The organism is Enterobacter sp. SA187 (assembly GCF_001888805.2).
In the GTDB taxonomy this organism is placed as follows: domain Bacteria; phylum Pseudomonadota; class Gammaproteobacteria; order Enterobacterales; family Enterobacteriaceae; genus Enterobacter_D.
On sequence record NZ_CP019113.1, the window covers coordinates 3100922 to 3124879 of the forward strand.

The window sequence follows — 23958 nt, forward strand, 5'->3', positions numbered from 1 at the left end:
CTGTTTCCGGCGCTTTATTCTATGTCTCTTTTCGTAACTGGCGAAAGGCCGTGTACCGGCAGAGGTGCAGTCGTTTTAAATGGAGAATTTGATGGCAAGCAGTAACTTGATTAAACAATTGCAAGAGCGGGGCCTGGTCGCCCAGGTGACGGATGAAGAGGCGTTAGCCTCGCTGCTGGCGCAAGGTCCGATCGCGCTGTATTGCGGCTTCGATCCTACCGCTGATAGCTTGCATTTGGGGCATCTGGTTCCTTTGTTATGCCTGAAACGGTTCCAGCAGGCCGGGCATAAGCCAGTCGCGCTGGTGGGCGGGGCAACGGGTCTGATTGGCGATCCGAGCTTCAAAGCCGCCGAGCGTAAACTCAATACCGAAGACACCGTGCAGGAGTGGGTGGATAAAATCCGCCGCCAGGTTGCGCCTTTCCTCGATTTCGACTGCGGCGACAATTCCGCTATCGCGGCGAACAACTATGACTGGTTCGGCAACATGAACGTGCTGACCTTCCTGCGCGATATTGGTAAACACTTCTCTGTTAACCAGATGATTAACAAAGAAGCGGTGAAACAGCGTCTGAACCGCGACGACCAGGGCATCTCCTTCACCGAGTTTTCCTACAACCTGTTGCAGGGCTACGACTTCGCCTGTCTGAACAAATTGCACAATGTCTCGCTGCAAATCGGCGGCTCTGACCAGTGGGGCAACATCACCTCCGGTATCGATCTGACGCGGCGTATGCATCAGAAACAGGTATTCGGTCTGACCGTTCCGCTGATCACCAAAGCTGACGGCACCAAATTCGGTAAAACCGAAGGCGGCGCGGTATGGCTCGATCCGAAGAAAACCAGTCCGTACAAATTCTACCAGTTCTGGATCAACACTGCCGACGCCGATGTCTATCGCTTCCTGAAATTCTTCACCTTTATGGATCTGGAAGAGATCAACGCGCTGGAAGAAGAAGACAAGAACAGCGGTAAAGCGCCGCGCGCCCAGTATGTGCTGGCCGATCAGGTGACGCGTCTGGTGCACGGCGAAGAAGGGCTGGAAGCGGCAAAACGCATCACCGCCAGCCTGTTTAACGGCACCCTGAGCGATCTGAGCGAAGCCGATTTCGAACAGCTGGCGCAGGATGGCGTGCCGATGGTCGAGATGGAAAAAGGCGCGGATCTGATGCAGGCGCTGGTGGATTCCGGGCTGCAACCGTCCCGCGGCCAGGCGCGTAAAACTATCGCCTCTAATGCGGTGACCATCAACGGTGAAAAACAGGCCGATCCGGAATATACCTTCACCGACAGCGATCGTCTGTTCGGGCGCTATACGCTGCTGCGTCGTGGTAAGAAGAACTACTGCCTGGTGTGCTGGAAGTAAGTCTTAAAGGTTAAAAAGGGAGTGAGAAATCACTCCCTTTTTTATTTGCAGGTCGGGTAAGCGCGGCGCGCGCCCGGCGAAAAGTTATAACCCTTCTGCTCCCTGTGCGGCGATCACGCTCTCACGCGCCGCCACACGCGCCACAAAGGCGTCGAGATGGCTCAGGCTGCTCATTTCCAGTTTCACCGCCCGCGCCCAGCGCAGCACGTTATAGAGATACGCATCGGCAATGGTGAAATGATCGCCTGCAATAAATTCCCGTGACGCCAGCTCGCCGTTTACGAAGGTCAGTTTCTTCTCCAGCAACGCACGCGCCACTGGTTTGTACTCGTCCGGCGTATCCGGGCGGAACAGCGGCGTAAAGCCTTTGTGCAGTTCGGTGGCGATATAGTTCAGCCACTCCAGCGTTTTATAACGCGACAGATCGCCCGTCGGGGCCAGCAGATTTTTCTGCGGCGCGCTGTCCGCCAGATACTGCATAATCACGACGGATTCGGTGATCAGCGTGCCGTCGTCCAGTTGCAGCGCCGGCACCTGGCCTTTCGGGTTAATGGCAAGATAATCGCTGCCGTCGCTGAGGCGTTTGGTCATCAGATCGACCGCTTCCAGCGTAAAATCCTTACCGGTTTCACGCAGAATAATATGTGGGGCAAGCGAGCAGGCGCCCGGTTTATAGAACAATTTCATTGATCACTCCTGTTGTTATAGAAACTCAAGTGTACGTTAAACCTCAAAAAAAAACCGCTGACACTATGCCAGCGGTTTAATTTGCGTTTCCCGAAGCGATTACGCTTTCGCGATTTCCGGAGCGTCAGGTTTTACATCATCCTGCGCCATACGGTTCAGTTTCGGCGCCATCAGCACCATCAGCGCAGCCATGATTGCGGTGGCGATACCAATTTTCAGGAACACGCTGCCGTAGACGTTCAGGGACATCAGCGGATCGGTCACCCCTTCCGGGATCGCCATCAGGTTAGCCACATAACCGGCGATCAGGTTAGCACCGGCGGTGGTCAGGAACCAGCTACCCATGATGAAGCCCATCAGACGTTGCGGCACCAGCTGCGCCACCATTGCCAGACCCAGACCGGAAATCATCAGCTCGCCGATACTCTGGAAGGCGTAGCTCATGATCAGCCAGTTAACGGAAACGATACCCGCGTCGGTAGCGAATTTAGTACCCAGCGGCAGGATCAGGAAGGCCGCGGAGCACAGCACCATACCAATGGCGAACTTGTGCGGCATCGGCAGGTTGTCGCCCATCTTGTTATAGATGGCCGCAAGGATTGGGCTGCCAATGATGATCCAGAACGGGTTCAGCGCCTGGAACTGCTCCGGCTCGAAATTGATACCCAGAATGGCATGCTCAACGTTACGGATAGCGAAGAAGTTCAGCGAGGTCGGCATCTGGCTGTACAGCACGAAGAACACGATCGCCTGCAACATCAGAATGAAGGCGACGATCATTTTACGACGTGCCGCACCCTGCATGGAGAAGGTTTCTTTCGCGAAGATAACGATAATGCCCAGCGCGACGACGCCCAGCACCATACGAGCGATACCCTGGTTATGCAACAGCCAGGTGGCGATGGTCACCAGTACAACGATACCGACGATGGTCAGCAGCAGGCTACCCACACGCAGCGGTTCAAAGTCTGGTTTAGAGCCATACTGTTTCACCCAGCGCTGGCAGAACGCGAAGTTCACCACGGTGATCAGCATACCCACCACGCTCAGGGCAAAAGCCACGCTCCAGCCGAACTTCGCGGCAAGCCACGGGGTCGCCAGCATGGAGAAGAAGGAGCCGATATTTACCGCCATGTAATACATGGTGAATGCACCGTCCAGACGCGGATCGTCTTTCGAGTAGCAGGTGGACAGCAGGGAAGACGGGTTCGCCTTAAACAGGCCGTTACCCACCGCAATGGTCGCCATACCCATATAAACCACCGCCGCGTCGTGACCGGACCATGCCACCAGGGCATAACCAATCGCCAGCACAATAGCGCCGAGCATAATCACACGCTTGGTACCCAGCACTTTGTCTCCGAGCCAGCCGCCGATGGCAACCAGACCGTACACGAGGGCGCTGAAGGAAGAGAACAGCGTAATGGAATCAGATTCGGACATACCCAGTTGTTTTACCAGGTAGACGGCCATGATGCCTTGCAGACCGTAGAAGCCGAAGCGTTCCCATAATTCGATAGAGAAGATCAGATAAAACGCTTTCGGTTGTTTGAACGCGTTCATACTTACGTTATCTGCTGGTTTTTTGTTTGCAGTCGACACATATACCTCTTTTTTTACAACCCATATTAACGGGGGTGTTCAGTGCGCCATGTCCAGAGATCATCGCGCTTATAGTTATAGTGGGAGGGGAAAACGGCAGGTAATGTTCCCTATCCGGGGCTTCCAGGCAATACCTTTGTAATAGTCTGTTACATATAAACAGGGCGGGATAAAACTCGGAGCGGCTAAATGTTATTTAGCGTTAAATTTCACTATGGAATAAAACATAGTTTTTTACTCTGCGAAGGGGGCGGTGGTAGCGGGATATGGCGATATATTCTGCCATCGGGCGAAAAACTTAGCGAATTAGTCCAGTATTACAGAATTGACTGGTTTTATCTGTTGCTGGTTGAAAAAAAGCCTCTTTGATACAAGGCGTAACTTTGCCGAAAAATACAATATTTTAACAAACTGAAAAAAATGCATCCGGCGGTGTGGGTTGTAGTAATTTTTTGCGCTAAAAAAACATTCAGGCGCATTCCGATGGAATAAGCGCCTGCGGATCCGCTAAGCGCGGCGCTACTCGTAGACTTTTTCTTTATATTCGCAGAGATCTTCAATCAGGCAGGAGCCGCAGCGAGGCTTGCGGGCGATACAGGTATAGCGGCCATGCAGGATCAGCCAGTGATGACAGTCCACTTTAAACTCAGCGGGCACCACCTTCAGCAGGCTTTCTTCAACTTGCTCTACGTTCTTGCCGGGCGCGAAACGCGTACGATTGCAGACCCGGAAAATATGCGTATCCACGGCAATGGTCGGCCAGCCGAAAGCGGTGTTCAGCACCACGTTCGCGGTTTTACGTCCGACGCCCGGCAGTGCTTCCAGCGAGGCGCGATCTTCCGGCACTTCGCCGCCGTGCAGCTCGATCAGCATGCGGCAGGTTTTGATAACGTTTTCCGCCTTGCTGTTAAACAGGCCGATGGTCTTGATGTACGACTTTACCCCCTCGACGCCCAACTCCAGCATCGCCTGCGGCGTATTCGCCACCGGGTAGAGTCTGGCGGTGGCTTTATTGACGCTGACATCGGTGGCCTGCGCCGACAGCAATACCGCAATCAGCAGCTCAAAGGGGGAGCTGAAGTTAAGCTCGGTGGTCGGATGCGGATTGTTATCCCGCAAGCGCGTAAGGATTTCCCTTCGTTTAACGTTGTTCATTATGCCTTCTCTGGCGTTACGTCCGGCAGCGCGTCGGAGGTTGCCACCGCCGCCGCGCGGCGTTTTTTACTGCGTTCATCAATCAGGTATTTAACCGCCAGCATCATGCCGAGGCCAATAAAGGCGCCGGGTGGCAGCATCGCCAGCAGGAAAGGGGAATCGGTGTGGAAGACTTCAATGCGCAGCGCCTTGGCCCAGCCACCCAGCAGCGCATCCGCGCCGTCAAACAGGGTGCCGTTACCGAGGATTTCACGCATCGATCCCAGCACAAACATCGCGCCGGTTGCGCCCATGCCGATGGCAAAGCCGTCCAGCGCCGACAGCGCCGGGCCTTTCTTCGCCGCAAAAGCTTCTGCCCGACCCACCACGATACAGTTGGTGACGATCAGCGGAATAAAGATCCCCAGCGACTGGTACAGGCCAAACGCATAGGCGTTGATCAGCATCTGCACCACGCTCACCACAGAGGCGATAATCATCACGTAAATGGGAATACGGATCTCTGACGGCGTCCAGCGGCGCAAGGCGGAAATGGACAGGTTAGTCAGCGTCAGCACCAGGGTGGTGGCCAGCCCCAGTCCCAGCGCGTTGGTGGCGGTAGAGGTCACCGCCAGCAGCGGACACATCCCCAGCAGTTGCACCAGCGCGGAGTTGTTTTTCCACAACCCCTGAACAATAACCTCTTTGACTTCGCTCATGGTTTACTCTCCACAGCCCGGTAATTGGTTGAGACGGGCAGGCAGCGATTGTGCGTAGATCCCCGCCCGTTTGACGGCGTTCACCACCGCGCGCGGGGTGATGGTTGCCCCGGTAAACTGATCGATATCGCCGCCGTCCTTTTTCACTGCCCAGTGCGCGCTGTCCTGCGGATCGATTTTGCGGCCTGCAAAGGTCAGGATCCAGTCGGAAATGCGCAGCTCAATTTTGTCCCCCAGTCCCGGGGTTTCATGATGTTCGGTGACGCGCGCCCCGGTCACCGTACCGGAAAAATCCGCGCCGACCAGCAGCTGGATCGCACCGGAATAGCCGTCCGGCGCGGTGGCTTCAATGACGGCCGCCACCGGCGTGTCGTCTTTTCGGGCAATATAGACGCGATGCTCGCCTTTGCCCAGCTCTGGCGCAGTAACAAAATAGCAGCTCTGGCTGAGATCGTTATCATAAAGCGACGCGGGCACCACCTGATCGAACAGCGCTTTCTGTTGCAGCGCCGCCTGATCGTCAATGGTCGATTTAGTCAGCTGGTTAATCGCGGCGGTCATGCCGGTACAGCAGGCGGCAAAGATCGCCAGCGTCACACCGTGTTTTTGCATGGTCTTTAACATGGTGCGTCCTCAGCGGTGACCGTACACGCGCGGGCGCGTGTAGTAATCGATTAACGGAACGGTAATATTCGCCAGCAGTACGGCAAAGGCCACGCCGTCGGGATAGCCGCCGAAGCTGCGGATCAACCACACCAGCAGACCCGCCAGCGCGCCAAAAATCAGACGGCCTTTATTGGTGGTCGACGCGGTCACCGGATCGGTGAGAATAAAGAACGCGCCCAGCATGGTGGCCCCGGAGAACAGATGCAGCGTCGGGGATGCCAGGCTGTCCGGCGACAGCAGCCAGCCAAGGGTGGAGCAGAAGGCCAGCATGGCGATAAAACTGACCGGGATATGCCAGCGGATGGTTTTCTGCCACAGCAGGAACACCCCGCCCGCCAGGTAAGCCAGGTTTACCCACTGCCAGCCCGCGCCTGCCAGCACGCCGCTGTAAATCGGATAGCTCAGGATCTCGTCAACTTTATGTCCGGCATGCAGGGACGTTTTAAAGGTATCCAGCGGCGTCGCCTGGCTGATGCCGTCAACGCCCATGCGCAGGGTATCCATATTGCCGCCGCTGGAGGTATGGCCGGAGAAGATCACCTGGAGCGCATCCATAAAGCCGGGAACGGTGGCGGCAATGTCATGCGGCGGCAGCCAGCTGGTCATCTGCACCGGGAAGGAGATCAACAACACCACGTAGCCGACCATCGCAGGGTTAAAGGGGTTATGCCCGAGGCCGCCGTAAAGTTGCTTGGCGATGATCACCGCGAACACCGTGCCCAGCACCACCATCCACCAGGGGGAAAAAGAGGGAATACTGATCGCCAGCAGCAGGCCGGTTAACAGCGCAGAATTATCCGCAAGGATCATTTTGATGTTCTGCTTGCGTAACTTCAGCACCAGCGCTTCGGCGGCCAGCGCGCTGACGCCCGCCAGTATAATTTGTATCAGCGTACCCCAGCCGAAAAACCAGCTTTGCACGGCAATGCCCGGCAGGGCCGCCAGCAATACCAGCATCATGATGCGCGAAGTCTGGCGCTGGTTATGGGTATATGGGGAGCTTGCGATTCGAAAAACCATTTAATCCTCGTTAACGGCCTGTTGTGCGGCTTTCTTAGCCTGAACTCTGGCGATCGCCGCAGCGACGGCCGCTTTACGCGGATCGTCATTGGCCGCCGGAGTATCGGTGACCGGCTGCTGGGCTTTACGTGCTTTAGCGCGGGCAATAGCCGCTTCCACCGCGGCTTTGCGCGGATCGATGACCTCGTCCGGCGCGGGTGGAATTTTCGGCGGTGGCGCTTCTGCCGCCTGCTGCTGCGCTTTACGGGCTTTGGCGCGGGCAATAGCTGCTTCCACCGCCGCTTTACGGGGATCAACATCGCCAACCGGTTCAGAGGGCGCTGCCGGCTCAGGGGCTTCAGCGCTCTGCTGCGCTTTACGGGCTTTGGCGCGGGCAATGGCCGCTTCTACCGCGGCTTTACGTGGATCGGCGTCCGGCGCGTTAACGGCCGCCGCCTGCTGTGCTTTCTCTGCCTGACGGGCGCGCGCTTCGGCTTTGCGGGCTTCGCGGGCGGCGATGACCTCGCTGTTATCCGGTACGGCGCCTGCCTGCACCACCACCGGCTGGGTGGCGTTCTGTTTTTTCTCGCGCACGCGGGCAAGCGCCGCGTCGATGGCAGCCTGATCTTTCGCCGCAGGCTGTACCGCCGCCTGTTTGTGGCGGGCGAGACGGGCTTCTTTTTCACGCTCAAGACGCGCCTGACGCGCTTCAAAGCGCATCTTCGCTTCCGCGGCGCGTTTTTCTTCCTGCGCGATGGCGTAGATTTCGGCTTTTTCCTGACGGAAATACTGCACCAGCGGAATATTGCTCGGACACACCCAGGCACAGGCGCCGCACTCGATGCAGTCGGAAAGGTTATGCGCAGTGGCTTTGTCGTGTTGCTGGCCTTTACTGAACCAGTAGAGCTGCTGCGGCAGCAAGTCGGCAGGACAGGCGTCCGCACAGGCGCTGCAACGGATACAGCCTTTCTCTTCCTGCGGCTCGCCCATTTCAGTGGCGGACGGGGCCAGCAGGCAGTTAGTGATTTTCACCACCGGCACGTCGAGCCACGGCAGGGTAAAGCCCATCAGTGGACCGCCCATGATTACCATCTGTTCGCCACCGGGGCAAAAACCTGCGGCGTCAAGCAGATGACGGATCGGCGTGCCCAGACGCGCCCAGACGTTGCCCGGCTGTTTTACCGCTTCACCGGTCAGCGTCACCACGCGTTCGGTCAGGGGTTCGCCATCCACCACGGCGCGTTTTACCGCATAGGCGGTGCCGACGTTCTGCATCAGCACGCCGATATCGGACGAACGCCCGCCGTGCGGCACCTGTTTGCCGGTGAGGATCTGCGTCAGCTGTTTCGCGCCGCCCGACGGGTATTTGGTCGGGATGACGCGCAGCGTAATGTCGTGCGATCCTGCCAGCACCGCCCGCAGCATGGAGATCGCCTGGGGTTTGTTATCTTCAATGCCAATCAGCACCTGGCGCGGCTGCAAAATATGCGCAAGGATGCGAATGCCTTCCACCACCTGTGCCGCGCAATCCTGCATCAGACGGTCATCGGCGGTGATGTACGGCTCGCACTCGGCGGCGTTAATGATCAGCGTGTCGATTTTATCGCTGCCGCCATGCAGTTTGTTACCGGTCGGGAAGCCCGCGCCGCCAAGACCAGCGACGCCCGCCTGGTGAATACGCTCAATCAGCGCCTCGCGGCTGCGGGAGCGGTAATCACTCCAGCCGTCGCGCTCGATCCATTGATCCTCGCCGTCGGCGTCAATGAGCACGCTCAGTTCCGCCAGTCCAGACGGATGCGCCGTGGAGTGGGGGGCAATGGCCACCACCACGCCGGAGGTTGGCGCATGTACCGGCAGCATACGGCCGCGCCCGCGGGTCAGCGGCTGACCGCGCAATACGCGATCGCCTGCACGCACGCACAGCTCACCCTCAGCGCCGATATGCTGCTTGAGAGGAATGACAAAACGTGAGGCCAGCGGCAGCTGACGCAGCGGCGTGCCGTTGGACTGGGTCTTCATTTCCGGCGGATGAATACCGCCGTGGAAGTCCCACAGTTTATCTTTTCGGAAAGCCGAGAATAACTTAAGCATGTTGTTCCACAGAAATGATGCGCACCGGGATCGTCTGCAAATCCCATTTCCAGCTGTCAGGGGTAGCGGCCACCGGACGCAGCTCAATGCACTGTGTCGGGCAGGGATCGACGCACAGATTACAACCGGTGCACAGGTCGCTCATCACCGTATGCATGGCGCGGGTCGCGCCGACGATGGCATCGACCGGGCAGGCCTGAATGCATTTGGTGCAGCCAATACAGTTAGGTTCGTCGATCACCGCCAGCATACGCACCGGCTCTGCCGCGACCTCTTCGTCGTCCACTGGTTGCGGATCCACATTTAGCAGCGTGGCGATTTTCAGCATCACGGCTTCGCCGCCAGGGGCGCAGCGGTTAATTTTTTCACCCTGCACGCCCACCGCCTCAGCATAAGGGCGGCAGCCAGGGTAGCCGCACTGACCGCACTGACTCTGCGGCAGCAGTTCGTCAATGCGTTCGACAACGGGATCGTCCTCCACCGCGAAACGGCGGGAGGCGTAACCGAGAATGACGCCAAAGATCAGCCCGAGAACGCTCAGGGCGGCAATGGCAATCCAGATCGCGCTCATTACAACTTCACCAGACCACTAAAGCCCATAAAGGCCAGAGACATTAAACCTGCGGTGATCAGCGCAATGGCGTTACCGCGGAAGGGGGCGGGCACATCCGCCACCACCAGACGCTCACGGATCGCCGCAAACAGCACCATCACCAGTGAAAAGCCCACCGCCGCGGCAAAGCCGTACAGCGCGGACTGCATAAAATTGTGCCCAAGGTTGATATTGAGCAACGCCACGCCCAGCACCGCGCAATTGGTAGTGATAAGCGGCAGAAAAATGCCCAGCAGGCGATAGAGCGCCGGGCTGGTTTTACGTACTACCATCTCCGTAAACTGCACCACCACGGCGATAATCAGAATGAAGGCCAGCGTACGCAGATAGATCAGATCCAGCGGAATAAGCACCCAGGTGTCGATAATCCATGCGCACACGGAGGCCATCGTCATTACAAAGGTGGTTGCCAGTCCCATCCCCATGGCGGATTCCAGTTTTTTGGACACCCCCATAAACGGGCAGAGGCCAAGAAACTTCACCAGCACAAAGTTATTGACCAGAACGGTTCCGACAAACAGCAGTAAGTAATCAGTCATTATTCGCCCTGAAAGAATAAACCGCCCATTATCGGATAATCCGCAACGGGCGACAACAGCATAACTGTAGGGTTATTACGGGTTAACAAAGGTCTTTTTGACCCTGCCGGAGCGCTTAAAATAGGGCACCAGCAACGCCGCCGCCATCAGCGGAAACAGCAGCTGGCGCAGCGCCAGTTCATCCGATACCGGGGAAAAGGCAAAGGCTTTTACCGCCAGCAGCACCGAAATCAGCAGCCAGATAATATAGTGCTTTGGCACCATCCGGCGGCGTTTGAAAAAGGCAATGGTCAGCCACAGGGTGTAATACCACATGCCCACAGCAAACAGCAGGGTGGCAAACCACATCACCATAGACATCATGCCCTGGGCGTGCAGCGTGGTGAACGTCCGGGGCGACATCAGCGCCGAAGTATAGAGCAGAAGCGCCAGCGACGTGCTCAGCAGCGCCACCAGCAGCCATGCCAGGGGGGCGAGTAACCAGCCTCCGATTCGTTCTGCGGGCGTTGCGGTCATGGATTATTCACCTTTAGTCTGTACGCGTAATTTGCCGGGCGAAGATTATAAAGCATTGCCGGGGGAATACTACTGGCATTATTACCGGTAACACCCGGACGCAGCGGGTAATAATACGCGACCTGGCGAAACAGATTTGTCCGTCAATGCGGTGGCGGGGGAGTTAAGGTGGTTCTTAAGGGGTAAAAAGCAGGCACTGGAAAGTGCCTGCGGTAAATTAACGCTGCGCGCCGCGACTGGCAATTAACTGCTGATACCAGAAGAAACTTTTTTTACGTTTACGCGCCAGATTATTGTCATGATCGACATAGACAAAACCGTACTGTTTTTTATAACCGTTAAGCCAGCTCAGCAAATCAATAAATGACCAGGGATAATAGCCGCGCACGTCCGCACCCTGCGCCATGGCGTCAGCCATCGCATCCACATGCATGCGCAGATAATCAATGCGCGGGTCGTCAACAACTTCCCCGTCAATAATGGGATCTTTCGCGCCCAAGCCATTTTCGGTGATGTAGATGGGAATATCACCGTAACGGGCTTTGATTTGCATAATGCCGTCGGTCAGTCCCTGCGGCCAGATTTCCCAGTCCCAGTCGGTATAAACGCCGTCCGGATTACGCACGAATTTAAACAGGCCTTTAAAGCCGAATTCATGACCGCTGTTGCTCTCGCCGGAATGATTCGCCTGGGTATGGGTTTCGTGCGGATTGGAAACTACCGTTTCACGACGATAATAATTCAGGCCGATAAAGTCGCAGCGATTCTCCCGCAGTAAGCGATCGTCGTCCGGGGCGAACCGCGGCACCCCCCAGCGCTGCTGCGCGGCAGCCAGTAATGCCGCCGGATATTCGCCTTTCAGCACCGGATCGTAAAACCAGTGGGTATAAATGGCATCCGCCAGATCAGCCGCCGCCACGTCTTCCGGCAGGCGGGTGAGCGGGGTGTGCGGTTGCAGTACGTTCACAAAACCGATTTCACCTGCGATGCCGGACTGACGAAAGGCTTTTACCGCCAGCGCATGGGCGATAAAGACATGATGACAGGCCTGAATGGCCCGCGCCGGATCGGTAACGGAGGGCGGATGGCTGCCGGTGATATAGCCGTGACCGATGAATACGATGGTTTCGTTGAAGGTGGCCCACAGGCGGACGCGGGAGCCGAAGCGGTCGTAGCACAGGCGGGCGTACTCCTCAAAAGCGTCCGCCGTAGAGCGCGCTTCCCAGCCGCCTTCGTCCTGCAGTGCCTGCGGCAAATCCCAGTGATAAAGGGTCACCATAGGCACAATATTGTGCGCCAGCAGGGCGTCGATCAGATCGCTGTAGAACTTCACGCCCGCTTCATTCACCTCGCCGCGGCCCTGCGGCAGCAGGCGCGGCCATGAAATCGAAAACCGGTAGCTTTGCAGCCCCATTTCCGCCATCAGCGCGACGTCTTCCTGCATGCGGTGATAATGGTCAACGGCGACATCGCCGTTCGTGTCCTGCCAGGTGGCGCCGGGAATATGCGAAAACACATCCCAGATCGACGGGCCTTTGCCATCGGCATCATGTCCGCCTTCAACCTGATACGCCGCAGTCGCGGCACCCCATAAAAATTCTTCCGGAAACGCAGCCATCGTGTGCTCCTTACAGTTCCATGACGTTAAGGCACGTTACACGCGATGCGTTTATCACCGCAACCGGTTTCAGAAACCGGTTACCGGAATGGGAGGGCAGTCACTTTTAACCCGGCGGGGAGGGCGTTATTTTGCCTGTACGTGGGCGGCGGGCTCCGGTGGCTGATAATCATCAATATGGCTGGCAACGCCTAATAAAATGGCGCTGACGCCCAGCACGATCCAACCGGCAAGTTCAATAATGCGGGTCACTACTCCGTTCATAATGCAGACTTCTCCTGTTTACCTGAGGGCGAATAGTAGCGGGGCGTGATTATTCGGGCAAGTCTCCGTCGGTATTCAGGGTATTTTCAGGATTTTCTGAAATCAGCGCCCCCGATGACGCTCTGTTTGAGGAAGACAGGGTGACCATCGCCACGTATGATTAATAAAGCGAAAACACATTCCTCCACTGACGAGAGGCAGCTTTATGAGTGACAAGATCCGTGTCGGATTAATTGGCTATGGCTATGCCAGCAAAACCTTCCATGCGCCGCTAATCGACGGCACACCTGGCATGGAGCTGGCGGCGATCTCCAGCAGTGATGAAAACAAAGTCCATGCCGACTGGCCGAACGTGCCGGTGGTGTCGGAGCCAAAGCATTTATTTAATGATCCTTCGCTGGATTTGATTGTCATCCCCACGCCTAACGATACCCATTTCCCGCTGGCGAAAGCGGCGCTGGAAGCCGGTAAACATGTGGTGGTGGATAAGCCGTTTACCGTGACACTGTCACAGGCACGCGAGCTGGATGCGCTGGCCAAAACCCTTGGCCGCGTGCTGTCGGTATTCCACAACCGCCGCTGGGACAGCGATTTCCTGACGCTGAAAGCGCTGGTGGCGGAAGGCGCGCTGGGGGAAGTGACCTATTTTGAATCGCACTTCGACCGTTACCGGCCGGAAGTGCGTAACCGCTGGCGAGAAATGGCCGGGCCGGGCAGCGGCATCTGGTACGATTTAGGGCCACATCTGCTCGATCAGGCGGTCAACCTGTTTGGCCTGCCGGTGGGGATGAACGTCGATCTGGCGCAATTACGTCCCGGCGCGCAGGCTACCGACTATTTCCATGCGGTGCTCACCTATCCGCAGCGGCGCGTGGTGCTGCACGGCACGCTGCTGGCGGCGGCAGAATCGGCGCGCTATATCGTGCACGGCACCCGGGGCAGCTATGTGAAGTTTGGCCTCGATCCGCAGGAAGAACGGCTGAAAAACGGCGAACGTCTGCCGCAGGAAGACTGGGGTTATGACATGCGCGACGGCGTGCTGACCCGTGCCGAAGGCGACGAGCGGGTAGAGGAAAGCTGGCTGACCATTCCGGGCAACTATCCGGCCTATTATGCCGGGATCCGCGATGCGCTGAACGGTGACGGGGAAAACCCGGTGCCCGCCAGCCAGGCGATCCAGATCATGGAGCTGATCGAGCTGGGCATGGAATCGGCAAAACATCGATCGACGCTTTGCCTGTCGTCATGAAGAAGCCCGGCATTTGCCGGGCTTTTTTTATGCGCGGATGAGGCTGTCGCGCAGCGCCTGTTTTTCAGCGGCGCTCAGGAAGGCGATCTCCAGACCGTTGATCTGCGCCTGGCGGATCTGCTCGCGGCTTAAACCGGCCTGCGGCGCCGCGACCTGATACTCATGAATAATATCCACGCCCTGTACCGCCGGATCGTCGGTATTCAGCGTGGCCAGCACGCCGTGCTCAAGGAAGGTTTTCAGCGGGTGCGCGGAAAGGGACGCCACCGTGCTGGTCTGAATATTAGAGGTCAGGCAGGATTCAATGCCGATGCGCTGCTCCGCGAGGAAATCCATCAGCGCAGGATCTTCAATAGCCTTCACGCCGTGGCCGATACGCTCGGCGCCCAGCTCACGGATCGCCTGCCAGATGCTCTCCGGGCCCGCCGCTTCACCGGCGTGAACGGTAATACGCCAGCCCGCGTCACGCGCGCGGTTGAAGTGGGAGAGGAACAGGCTGCCGGGGAAGCCCAGCTCGTCGCCCGCCAGATCCAGCGCGGTAATGCTGTCGCGGTGCGCCAGCAATGCCTCCAGCTCTTCAAGGCAGGCCGCTTCGCCGAAGGTGCGGCTCATAATGCCGATCAGACGCGCCTGCACGTTGAACGCGCTGCTCCCCTGGCGCACCCCTTCGATTACCGCTTCCACCACGCCCGCCACCGGCAGGTTATGGGTCATCGCCATATAGCCCGGTGAAAAACGCAGTTCAACATAGTGCAGGCCATTACGCGCCGCATCTTCCATATTCTCAAACGCCACACGACGGCAGGCGTCCAGCGAGGCCAGCACTTTCACGCCCCAGTCGAGTTTAGACAGGAAGCTGACCAGATCCGGTTCGTTGGAGGTCACCTGCACGTGCGGACGCAGGGTATCAAGGGTATCAGCGGGCAGAGAGAGATTAAACTGGCGGCCAAGATCGAGGATGGTCTGGGCGCGAATATTGCCATCAAGGTGGCGGTGAATGTCGGTCAATGGAATAGTGGAATCAATCATGCTGCACTCTTTTTAGATGTTTTAGGTAAAGTGCAGAGCATTATAAAAATAAATCGGGGTAAAAAGCTATGTTGCGCAAGCAATAAGTTGGTTGCGCAACACAAAATCACAAAAGTGCCTGAATTCCGGCTATTAACCGGCTAACACCCTGTTCCAGCTTGATGCGCGGACAACCGGCGTTCAGACGCACAAAACCGCGGCCCGCGTCGCCATAGGTCAGGCCCGGCATAATGGCGACCTTCTGGTTTTCAATCAGCTCCTGCTGCAAAAGTGCATCATCGATACCCAGCGGCCGCAGGTCTATCCAGGCCAGATAAGTCGACTGCGGCGGCTGCCAGTTAAGGGCAGGGAAGGCGGCGTTCAGCTCCGCCGCTACAAAGTCCAGGTTTGCCGCCAGATATGCCCGCAACGCATCCAGCCAGGGCGCGCCCTCGCGATAGGCGGCAATATGCGCATGGATCGCCAGCACCGACGGTGATGATAGCCCGTCGCGGCTCTTCAGCGCCGTCAGATAACGTGACCGTGTCACGTTATCTTCAATAATGCCATATGCGCCGGTCAGCGCCGGGATATTAAAGCTTTTCGACGCCGAGGTAAGCAGCGCCCAGGGACCCTGAGCGACACGGCTCCAGGGTATATGACGGTGCGCTCCCCAGGTCATATCCATATGGATCTCATCGCTGATCACCCTCACACCGTGGCGGGCGCACAGCGCCGCCATGGTTTCCAGTTCATCCTGCGTCCAGACCTTCCCGGTCGGGTTTTGCGGGCTGCACAGCAGCAGGATTTTGTTTTCTTCCTGCGCGAGCACCGCTTCCAGCACGGCCATATCGCAGTACCAGTCGCCGTTATGTTGCAGGGGCACCGGCACGACGCGGCGATCGTTGCCCTCGATCACCTTGTAGAACGCGTCATAGGCCGGGGTATGCACCACCACCCCGTCACCGGGGGCAGACCACAGGCGGATCAGTTCGGCGACCATGTAGATCACCGACGGGCCATAGACCAGCGCATTGTCCGGCAGCGGGGCGTTAAAGCGCGTACTGAACCAGTGCTGCACGGCGCTGATAAATTCCTCGTTGTTCCAGCGGCTGTAACCTAATACGCCATGGGCCAGCCGCGCCTGTAACGCCTCAATCACACAGGGCGCCGTGGCAAAATCCATATCCGAGATGGTGAACGGCAGCAGGTCGGCGTGACCAAAACGGTCTGCCACATAATCCCACTGGGTACACCAGGTGCCGTGGCGATCCACGACGGTTGAGAAATCAAACATCTCGCTATCCTTATGCTTCAACGGTATTCATCAGTGACACCAGCTCATCTTTGACCGACTGAACCTGCGGGCCAATGACCACCTGAAGATTATGCTCGTTTAATTTCACCACTCCAATCGCCCGCAGTGCTTTCAGCGCGTCGGTATCCACTTTTGACATGTCCGCCACCGACAGGCGCAGGCGAGTAATGCAGTTATCAATGGTCACCAGATTCTCCGCGCCGCCCAGCGCCGCCAGAATAGCCGGGACGTTATAGCCCGATTTCCCGGCGCTGCCCGCAAAACGTTTTTCAAGCTGGCTGCTGATCTCTGCCTCGCGACCCGGCGTTTTCAGGTTAAAGCGGGTAATGGCGAAGCGGAAAATGGCGTAGTAGGTTACAAACCAGACCGCTGCGACCACCGGCACCATGTACCATTTGGTCGCCAGACCGTGCAGGATGCCGAACACCACAAAGTCGATCAGGTTGCCGTCGGTGTTGCCGATGGTCACGCCCAGCACCGCCATCATGGTAAAGCCCAGACCCGTGAGCAGGGCGTGGATCACATACAGCACCGGCGCGACGAACAGGAACAGGAACTCCAGCGGCTCGGTGGTGCCGCCAATCACGCAGGCGACCACGCCGGAAATGAGCAGGCCTTTGATTTTATGACGATTCTCCGGACGGGCGCAGTGATACATCGCCAGCGCCGCCCCTGGTAAGCCGCCGAGGAAGGCAGGCATTTTACCCTGCGACAGAAAACGCGTGGCGCTCTCGGCAAAGCCGTGGGAAGTGGGGCAGTTTAACTGCGCCTGGAAGATGGTTAACGCACCGCTGACGGTGTTGCCGCAGACGTCGAGCGTACCGCCTGCTTCACTGAAGCGGATCAGCGCCACCAGAATATGGTGCAGGCCAAAGGGCAGCAGCAGACGCTCGCCGGTGCCGAAAATCATCGGCCCAAAATCCCCGGCGCTGTTGATCATCTGCCCAAGGCCGTTGATGCCCATGGCGAAAAACGGCCAGATGAGCGGAATACACAGCCCCACCAGCCCCATCACTACGGTGGTAATGATCGGCACAAAACGCGTGCCGCCGAAAAACGCCAGCGCGTCCGGCAGGCGCACGGTATGGAAACGTTCATGCAGCAGCCAGACCACCACCCCTGCGATCACCGCGCCCAGAATGCCGGTATCAATGGACTGGATGCCGAGGATGTTCTGCACGTTGTTGGCTTTCAGAATGGCGGCGTCCGTGGTGGGCAGAATGCCTTTCGCGGTCAGCCAGAAGTTAACCGCCAGGTTCATGACCGCATAACCGACGAAACCGGCGAAGGCCGCCACGCCTTTGTTTTCACGCGCCAGCCCCAGCGGGATGGCGATACAGAACATCACCGGCAGGAAGCTGAACGCAAAAGAACCAACTTTCCCCATCCAGATGAAAATCGCCTGTAACACCGGATTTTCAAGCGCCGGTAACAGCGTCACCACATCATGGCTGCTCAGCGAGCTGCCGATGCCCATCATGATCCCGCAGAAAGAGAGCAGGGCCACCGGCAACATAAAGGTTTTCCCTAACTGCTGGAAAAACTCCCACAGCGTAATTTTTGGTGCAGTTTTAACAGGCATGAACGATTCCTTGTCTGGAAAAGTGGATTCAGTGGCCAGAAGATAAAACGTTTTATCAAATTTTAGTGCGACAAATATCACATAGTAAGCGTATAAATTGCGGTAAAAAGGGTAATGGTAAAAAAACGTTTTACCAGAATCATTAGCAGGGATACCTCGCCGGGATGACGAATAAAAAAATCACCATTAATGATGTCGCGCTGCACGCTGGCGTATCGGTCAGCACCGTATCGCTGGTGCTCAGCGGTAAAGGGCGCATTTCGCCCTCCACCGGGCAAAAAGTGAATGCGGCGGTAGAGCAGCTGGGTTTTGTGAGGAACCGTCAGGCAGCGCTGCTGCGCGGCGGCAAAACCGGCGTCGTTGGGCTTATTGTCAGCCACTTTTCAGATCCTTTTTATGCTCAACTGACGGCGGGGTTAACAAGCGTGCTCGAAGCGCAGGGCAAAATGGTGTTTCTTACCCAGGGAGGACGGCAGGGGGAGCATCTGCTGTCCCGCATCGACACGCTGATGGCGCAGGGGGTGGACGGCATAGTGATCGCCGGTGGCGTCAGTAATACCGCTGAAATTAACGCCCGTGCTGACGGGCTGCCGGTAGTGTTCGCTTCCCGCGCCAGCTATCTCGATGACGCCGATATTATTCGCCCGGACAATATGCAGGCGGCACAAATGCTGACCGAACATTTTATTCGCGGCGGCCATCAGCGCATTGCCTGGCTCGGGGGCAACAGTTCGTCGCTCACCCGTGCGGAACGCGTCGGCGGCTACTGCGCCACCTTGCTGAAGTACGGCCTGCCGTTTCACAATGAATGGGTGGTGGAGTGTGAAACCAGCCAGAAACACGCCGCCGAAGCCATTGGCGCGCTGCTGCGCCACAATCCGACCATCAGCGCGGTGATGTGCTACAACAGCACCATCGCCATGGGGGCGTGGTTTGGCCTGATGCGCGCCGGGCGGCAGAGCGGTTTTGAGAGCGTCGGCAACGTGTTTGATCAGCAGATCGCGCTGGCGGCCTTTGCGGATGTGCCGGAAAGCCGGCTGGATGATGTGCCTATAGCCTGGTCACTGACCCCGGCGCAGGAGATCGGCTGCGCGCTGGCGGAGCGGATCATGCAGCGCATCGACAAAAAGGATGCCCACACGCAGGAGCAGATCATGCCTTCACGGCTGGTGAAGGTGAGATAAAACGGGGATAAACAGGGGAAAACGGCACCTTACTTTGCGGAGATATCCGCATTTCAGGTGCAGCTTATCGTTACTGCTGAGGCACCGCAGGCACGGCCGGGGCAACCGGCGGCTGAGGCGCTGGCGCTGGCAGGCCGAGATCCGGCATACCGAACATGCCGACAAACTCATCCAGCGGCATTTTCTGACCGTTCAGCGTCACCTGACCATTAGCGTACTGCAGGCTGGTGGAGATCACGTTGTTATCCAGCGTGGTGATGCGGAACATCTGGCCCATCGCCGCCAGGCCTTTCACCTGCTGGGCGGCCAGCTTGCTGGCGTCAGCATCCTGATAACCTTCCAGTTTTGCCACCTGGGTCATAAACTCCGTCGCCATATCCACCGGGATGGTCAGCTTGCTGTCGAGGGATTTCACGCTGCGATCCACTTCCTGCGCCAGGGTTTGCGGCTCGCCGGTGGCGGTGGCCGGATCTTTTAAGAACAGCGACAGGTTAAAGGCGGTTTCACCTTTGTCGTTTTTCCAGCTCAGCGGCGCAACGGTGATCACCGGCTCGCCTTTCAGCAGCAGCGGCAGGGAAGAGAAGAAGGCTTCCGTGGCTTTCTGTTGATACAGTTCCGGGTTCTGCACCACGTCCGGCTGCGCCATCAGCGCTTTGGTCTGCGCGTTATATTGCTGGCTGAACTGATGCCATGCCTGGCCGTCAATCTGACCGACTTTCAGCGTCAGTTTGCCGCTGCCCATATTCCGGTTCTGAATTTTCAGGCTGTTGAGGGTGTAATCAATCTGGCTGTTGACGGTTTTGTTGTCTTTCGCCACATCGGTCTTCGCCGTCAGATCCATGCCTTCCAGCACCGCCATCTCTTTGTTTTCCACCGAGATAGCCAGCTTTTCCAGCGACAGTTTCTGATCGCCGATACGCTCGTTGAAGCTGGCGCGTTTGCTGTTGCCTTCGCTCTTCAGATTGTTAAAGGTAACCTGCACCTTCTGGCCGTATTCGTTGACCGCGTCCACCAGACCGCTTGCCGCTTCGCCGGTCAGCGACACTTCGTTGCCATCACGATCGGCCTCAAGTTTGAAATCCCCGCCGCTGAAGGCGACTTTCTCACCCTCTTTTTCATAGTTAAGCGGCTTCAGGGCGATGTCAGAACGGGTATCGCCGCCGTAGCCAATGCGCGTGTCCACCACAAACGGCGACTCGCCTTTGGCCATATCAAACAGCGGCTTTGAGACGTTATTATTCACCAGCGTCGACTTCACGGACGCCATCGCCGGGATCAGATTGAAATGTTTAAGCTGCGCAAAGGGGAAGGGGCCGTGATCCACGGACTCGTTCAACACCACGCTTTCGCCCGGTTTCAGCCAGACGTTCTCGCTGCCGGCGACGGGTTTGATCACCAGTTGCAAATGGCTGCTGAAGACGCCGCGCTGATAGCTCTGATAAGCCAGTTCCACGCCCGCTTCCGGCGCGCTGTTTTTAATTTCTGCGTTAGCCTGATTCACCATATCTGCGATACGGCCTTCAAGCTGTTTACCCGTGTACCAGGCTGCACCTGTCCAGATAGCACCCAGTGCAACAATAACTCCCGCGGCGACCAGCGTTTTTTTCATAATGATTATCCATAAAAATGAAACCAGGCGGCTCAGGCCGCCTGGACGATCGTAAAGTCTTGCTAAGCTTAGCAATACCCGCCTGTTACGTCAGTAACTTAGTTAACCTTATTGTAGACTCTCGCCACGCGGCCAACACCACTGACGGCGACCGGTGACTCATCGGCGCGGATCACCGCCGACTCGCCCGGTTTCAGCGTCAGGCGCTCGTCGCCTTTACTAAGCAGGGCTTCGCCTTCCACGCAGAACACAATCGCGGCGCTGTGCTGGGCAAGCGCCGTTTCCTGGGAGGATAAATCGTGCAGCGAGAACGCAAAATCCTCCACCGGGATCGGGAATTCCAGCGTACTGCCGTCTTTTTGCGGCTGCGTTAGCAGTTCAGCGGCTGGCTTCGGCGTGAATTTGACGTTTGCCACCAGTTCCGGAATATCGATGTATTTCGGCGTCAGTCCGGCGCGCAGCACGTTGTCGGAGTTTGCCATTACTTCCAGCGCCACGCCCTGCAGGTAAGCGTGCGGGGTTTCGGCGAACAGGAACATGGCTTCGCCCGGTTCCAGTTTCACCACGTTAAGCAGCAGCGGCGAGAACAGGCCGCTGTCGTCCGGATAGAACTGCTTAATAACGCGGATGGTCTCCCACGGCTCTCCCTGCTGGCTGGTGAGCGTGGCGCTGAGCACCGCCAGCGCGCGGGATTTCTCTTCGCCCTGCATGTTGAGCAGGCTGGCGAACAGCTGGCTTAAGCTCTCTGCGTCAGGCTTTTCCAGGAAATGAGCGATGGAGGTATGCGCACCCGCCACCGGCTGCAATAGCGAGACAATCTCGGAGAACTCGCGGAATGCGTTCATCGCGAGGAACGGCGTCAGGGCAAAGACCAGCTCCGGTTTATGGTTCGGATCTTTGTAGTTACGCTCTGCGGCATCCAGCGGAATGCCTGCGGCATTTTCCTTCGCAAAACCGGCTTCAGACGCCTGCTTGTTAGGGTGCACCTGGATGGAAAGCGGTTGATCGGCACACAGCACTTTAAACAGGAACGGCAGTTCGCCAAAACGGTTGGCAACCGCCTCGCCCAGCCAGCGGGTTTTATCCTGATCGATCAGATCGCGCAGCACCTGAACGGAACCGTTCGCGTCCTGCACTTTTGAGCTGCTCTTCGGGTGCGCGCCCATCCACAGTTCCGCCATCGGCAACTGCTGTGGGTTGGCAATTCCGTAGAGATCCGTTAACGCACTTTTACTTCCCCAGGCATAGTTTTGCACTGAGTTGATGAGTTTTTGCATTATCAAGCCCTGTAGTTTCGTTAAAGAGTTTGCGGGTATTAAAGCAATAAACATCAGGGAAGTAACCACTGCATGCAAAAAGTCGTACTAGTCTCAGTTTTTGTTAAAAAATTGTGTAGGATAAAGCGACTCGCTTTTAAGCAGGGCAATGGAACATCTGCCCGAACCATAACCAGACCGTGCAGTCAGTGAGAGAACAATGTCGAATAAACCCTTCCAGTATCAGGATCCTTTTCCGCTGAACAAGGACCAGACCGAATATTATCTGTTGAGCAGTGACCACGTCTCCGTCGCCGAATTCGAAGGACAGGAGATCCTCAAAGTCGATCCCCAGGCGCTGACCTTGCTGGCGCAACATGCTTTCCACGACGCCTCCTTTATGCTGCGCCCGGCGCATCAGCAGCAGGTCGCCGATATTCTGGCCGACCCGGACGCCAGCGAGAACGACAAATATGTCGCGCTGCAATTCCTGCGTAACTCCGAAATTGCCGCCAAAGGCATTCTGCCCACCTGCCAGGACACCGGCACGGCGATCATCATGGGCAAGAAAGGTCAGCGCGTGTGGACCGGCGGCGGCGATGAAGCGGCGCTGGCGCGCGGCGTCTACAACACCTATATCGAAGACAACCTGCGCTATTCGCAAAACGCGGCGCTGGATATGTACAAAGAGGTGAACACCGGCACCAACCTGCCGGCGCAGATCGACCTCTACAGCGTGGACGGCGACGAGTACAAATTCCTGTGCATCGCCAAGGGCGGCGGCTCGGCCAACAAAACCTATCTCTATCAGGAAACCAAAGCGCTGCTGACGCCGGGCAGACTGAAGGATTACCTGGTGGATAAGATGCGCACCCTGGGTACCGCGGCCTGCCCGCCGTACCATATCGCTTTCGTCATCGGCGGCACCTCGGCGGAAGCGACGCTGAAAACGGTGAAGCTGGCCTCCACCAAATATTATGACGAGCTGGCGACGACGGGGAACGAGCTGGGCCAGGCGTTCCGCGACATCGAACTGGAAAACGAGCTGCTGCGCGCGGCGCAGGATCTCGGCCTCGGCGCACAGTTCGGCGGCAAATATTTCGCCCACGATATTCGCGTCGTACGCCTGCCGCGTCACGGCGCTTCCTGCCCGGTAGGTATGGGCGTTTCCTGCTCCGCTGACCGTAATATCAAAGCGAAGATCAACCGCCACGGCGTGTGGCTGGAAAAACTGGAGAACAATCCGGGCAAATACATTCCACAGGCACTGCGCCAGGCCGGGGAAGGTGAAGCGATCAAAGTGGATCTTAACCGCCCGATGGCGGAGATTTTACGCCAGCTGTCGCAGTATCCGGTGTCCACCCGCCTGTCACTGAGCGGCACCATTATCGTCGCCCGCGATATTGCCCATGCGAAGTTAAAAGAGCGTATGGATCGCGGCGAAGGCCTGCCGCAGTACGTGAAAGATCACCCGATCTATTACGCAGGCCCGGCCAAAACGCCGGAAGGCTACGCCTCCGGCTCCCTCGGCCCGACCACCGCCGGACGCATGGACTCCTATGTGGATCAGCTTCAGTCGCAGGGCGGCAGCATGATCATGCTGGCAAAAGGCAACCGCAGCCAGCAGGTGACGGATGCCTGTCACAAGCACGGCGGTTTCTATTTAGGCAGCATCGGCGGTCCGGCGGCGGTACTGGCGCAGAGCAGCATCAAAAGTCTGGAATGCGTGGAGTACCCGGAACTGGGGATGGAAGCCATCTGGAAAATCGAAGTGGAAGATTTCCCGGCGTTCATCCTCGTGGATGACAAGGGCAACGATTTCTTCGCTCAGATCCAGTCCTCCGCCTGCGCGCGCTGCGTGAAATAAACCCTTTTCGTCCGGCAACGCAGCTCGTCGCCGGACGTTTTTTTGCAACATTTTCTATCGTGCCACGCAAC

The 23958-nt window shown here is 57.4% G+C and carries 21 protein-coding genes; 4 read left to right on the forward strand and 17 right to left on the reverse strand.

The genetic code is table 11. The features are described 5' to 3' along the window. The first annotated feature begins 91 nt into the window (after positions 1–91). On the forward strand, positions 92–1366 hold the full coding sequence (gene tyrS / locus BMF08_RS14850) for a tyrosine--tRNA ligase (RefSeq protein WP_072568318.1): 1275 nt from the start codon (positions 92–94) through the stop codon (positions 1364–1366). Positions 1367–1450: 84 nt separating this feature from the next. Here tyrS and gstA read toward each other — a convergent pair whose 3' ends face one another. From gstA to blr, 12 genes are all read right to left on the reverse strand, one after another. After that, on the reverse strand, positions 1451–2053 hold the full coding sequence (gstA, locus tag BMF08_RS14855; RefSeq protein ID WP_072568319.1) for a glutathione transferase GstA: 603 nt from the start codon (positions 2051–2053) through the stop codon (positions 1451–1453). A 99-nt stretch (positions 2054–2152) separates the two neighbouring features. Continuing rightward, positions 2153–3655 carry a dipeptide/tripeptide permease DtpA gene (gene dtpA / locus BMF08_RS14860; protein ID WP_072568320.1) on the reverse strand — a complete coding sequence of 501 codons (1503 nt, stop codon included), beginning with the start codon at positions 3653–3655 and terminating at the stop codon, positions 2153–2155. Between the two features lie 519 nt (positions 3656–4174). Continuing rightward, the gene (nth, locus tag BMF08_RS14870) at positions 4175–4810 is read right to left on the reverse strand and encodes an endonuclease III (protein ID WP_072568321.1); all 636 of its coding nucleotides are present in this window, start codon (positions 4808–4810) and stop codon (positions 4175–4177) included. Continuing rightward, positions 4810–5508 carry an electron transport complex subunit E gene (locus tag BMF08_RS14875; RefSeq protein WP_072568322.1) on the reverse strand — a complete coding sequence of 233 codons (699 nt, stop codon included), beginning with the start codon at positions 5506–5508 and terminating at the stop codon, positions 4810–4812. Before BMF08_RS14875 ends, nth begins: the two co-directional genes overlap by 1 nt. Before the next feature lie 3 nt (positions 5509–5511). Continuing rightward, the gene (rsxG, locus tag BMF08_RS14880) at positions 5512–6132 is read right to left on the reverse strand and encodes an electron transport complex subunit RsxG (protein WP_072568323.1); all 621 of its coding nucleotides are present in this window, start codon (positions 6130–6132) and stop codon (positions 5512–5514) included. 9 nt (positions 6133–6141) lie between these two features. Continuing rightward, on the reverse strand, positions 6142–7194 hold the full coding sequence (gene rsxD, locus BMF08_RS14885; protein WP_072568324.1) for an electron transport complex subunit RsxD: 1053 nt from the start codon (positions 7192–7194) through the stop codon (positions 6142–6144). Then, entirely contained in the window at positions 7195–9264 is a 2070-nt protein-coding gene (rsxC, locus tag BMF08_RS14890) for an electron transport complex subunit RsxC (protein ID WP_072568325.1), read from the reverse strand. It lies immediately after the preceding gene. Then, a complete protein-coding gene (gene rsxB, locus BMF08_RS14895; RefSeq protein ID WP_072568326.1) occupies positions 9257–9835 on the reverse strand; it encodes an electron transport complex subunit RsxB in 579 nt (192 codons plus the stop codon). Before rsxB ends, rsxC begins: the two co-directional genes overlap by 8 nt. After that, positions 9835–10416 (reverse strand): electron transport complex subunit RsxA, encoded by a 582-nt coding sequence (rsxA, locus tag BMF08_RS14900; protein ID WP_072568327.1) that lies wholly within the window; start codon positions 10414–10416, stop codon positions 9835–9837. Before rsxA ends, rsxB begins: the two co-directional genes overlap by 1 nt. A 75-nt stretch (positions 10417–10491) precedes the next feature. Continuing rightward, positions 10492–10932, reverse strand: coding sequence for a DUF2569 domain-containing protein (locus BMF08_RS14905; RefSeq protein WP_072568328.1), 441 nt, complete (start codon positions 10930–10932; stop codon positions 10492–10494). Between the two features lie 217 nt (positions 10933–11149). Continuing rightward, on the reverse strand, positions 11150–12550 hold the full coding sequence (locus BMF08_RS14910; RefSeq protein WP_072568329.1) for a GH1 family beta-glucosidase: 1401 nt from the start codon (positions 12548–12550) through the stop codon (positions 11150–11152). Positions 12551–12676: 126 nt separating this feature from the next. Continuing rightward, positions 12677–12802, reverse strand: a complete 126-nt coding sequence (gene blr, locus BMF08_RS14915) for a division septum protein Blr (RefSeq protein WP_199775959.1) — start codon at positions 12800–12802, stop codon at positions 12677–12679. Positions 12803–13019: 217 nt separating this feature from the next. Between blr and BMF08_RS14920 the strand changes: the two genes are divergently transcribed. Beyond that, positions 13020–14063, forward strand: coding sequence for an oxidoreductase (locus BMF08_RS14920; protein WP_072568331.1), 1044 nt, complete (start codon positions 13020–13022; stop codon positions 14061–14063). Positions 14064–14090: 27 nt separating this feature from the next. On the opposite strand, the gene add is transcribed toward BMF08_RS14920, so the two are convergent. The 3 genes from add to malX form a co-directional block, all read right to left on the reverse strand. Next, a complete protein-coding gene (gene add / locus BMF08_RS14925; RefSeq protein ID WP_072568332.1) occupies positions 14091–15092 on the reverse strand; it encodes an adenosine deaminase in 1002 nt (333 codons plus the stop codon). A gap of 106 nt (positions 15093–15198) precedes the next feature. Next, complete coding sequence (locus tag BMF08_RS14930; RefSeq protein WP_072568333.1) at positions 15199–16368, reverse strand: MalY/PatB family protein; 1170 nt, start codon at positions 16366–16368, stop codon at positions 15199–15201. 10 nt (positions 16369–16378) lie between these two features. Next, on the reverse strand, positions 16379–17971 hold the full coding sequence (gene malX / locus BMF08_RS14935; RefSeq protein WP_072568334.1) for a maltose/glucose-specific PTS transporter subunit IIBC: 1593 nt from the start codon (positions 17969–17971) through the stop codon (positions 16379–16381). A 164-nt stretch (positions 17972–18135) separates the two neighbouring features. On the opposite strand from malX, the gene malI reads away from it, so the two are divergent. After that, entirely contained in the window at positions 18136–19155 is a 1020-nt protein-coding gene (malI, locus tag BMF08_RS14940; protein ID WP_072568335.1) for a Mal regulon transcriptional regulator MalI, read from the forward strand. Positions 19156–19225: 70 nt separating this feature from the next. Here malI and BMF08_RS14945 read toward each other — a convergent pair whose 3' ends face one another. Both BMF08_RS14945 and manA read right to left on the reverse strand, forming a co-directional pair. Then, positions 19226–20764, reverse strand: coding sequence for a YdgA family protein (locus BMF08_RS14945; RefSeq protein WP_072568336.1), 1539 nt, complete (start codon positions 20762–20764; stop codon positions 19226–19228). Between the two features lie 98 nt (positions 20765–20862). Then, positions 20863–22041, reverse strand: a complete 1179-nt coding sequence (gene manA, locus BMF08_RS14950) for a mannose-6-phosphate isomerase (RefSeq protein ID WP_072568337.1) — start codon at positions 22039–22041, stop codon at positions 20863–20865. Between the two features lie 199 nt (positions 22042–22240). Between manA and fumA the strand changes: the two genes are divergently transcribed. Next, on the forward strand, positions 22241–23887 hold the full coding sequence (fumA, locus tag BMF08_RS14955) for a class I fumarate hydratase FumA (protein WP_072568338.1): 1647 nt from the start codon (positions 22241–22243) through the stop codon (positions 23885–23887). Positions 23888–23958 lie beyond the last annotated feature (71 nt).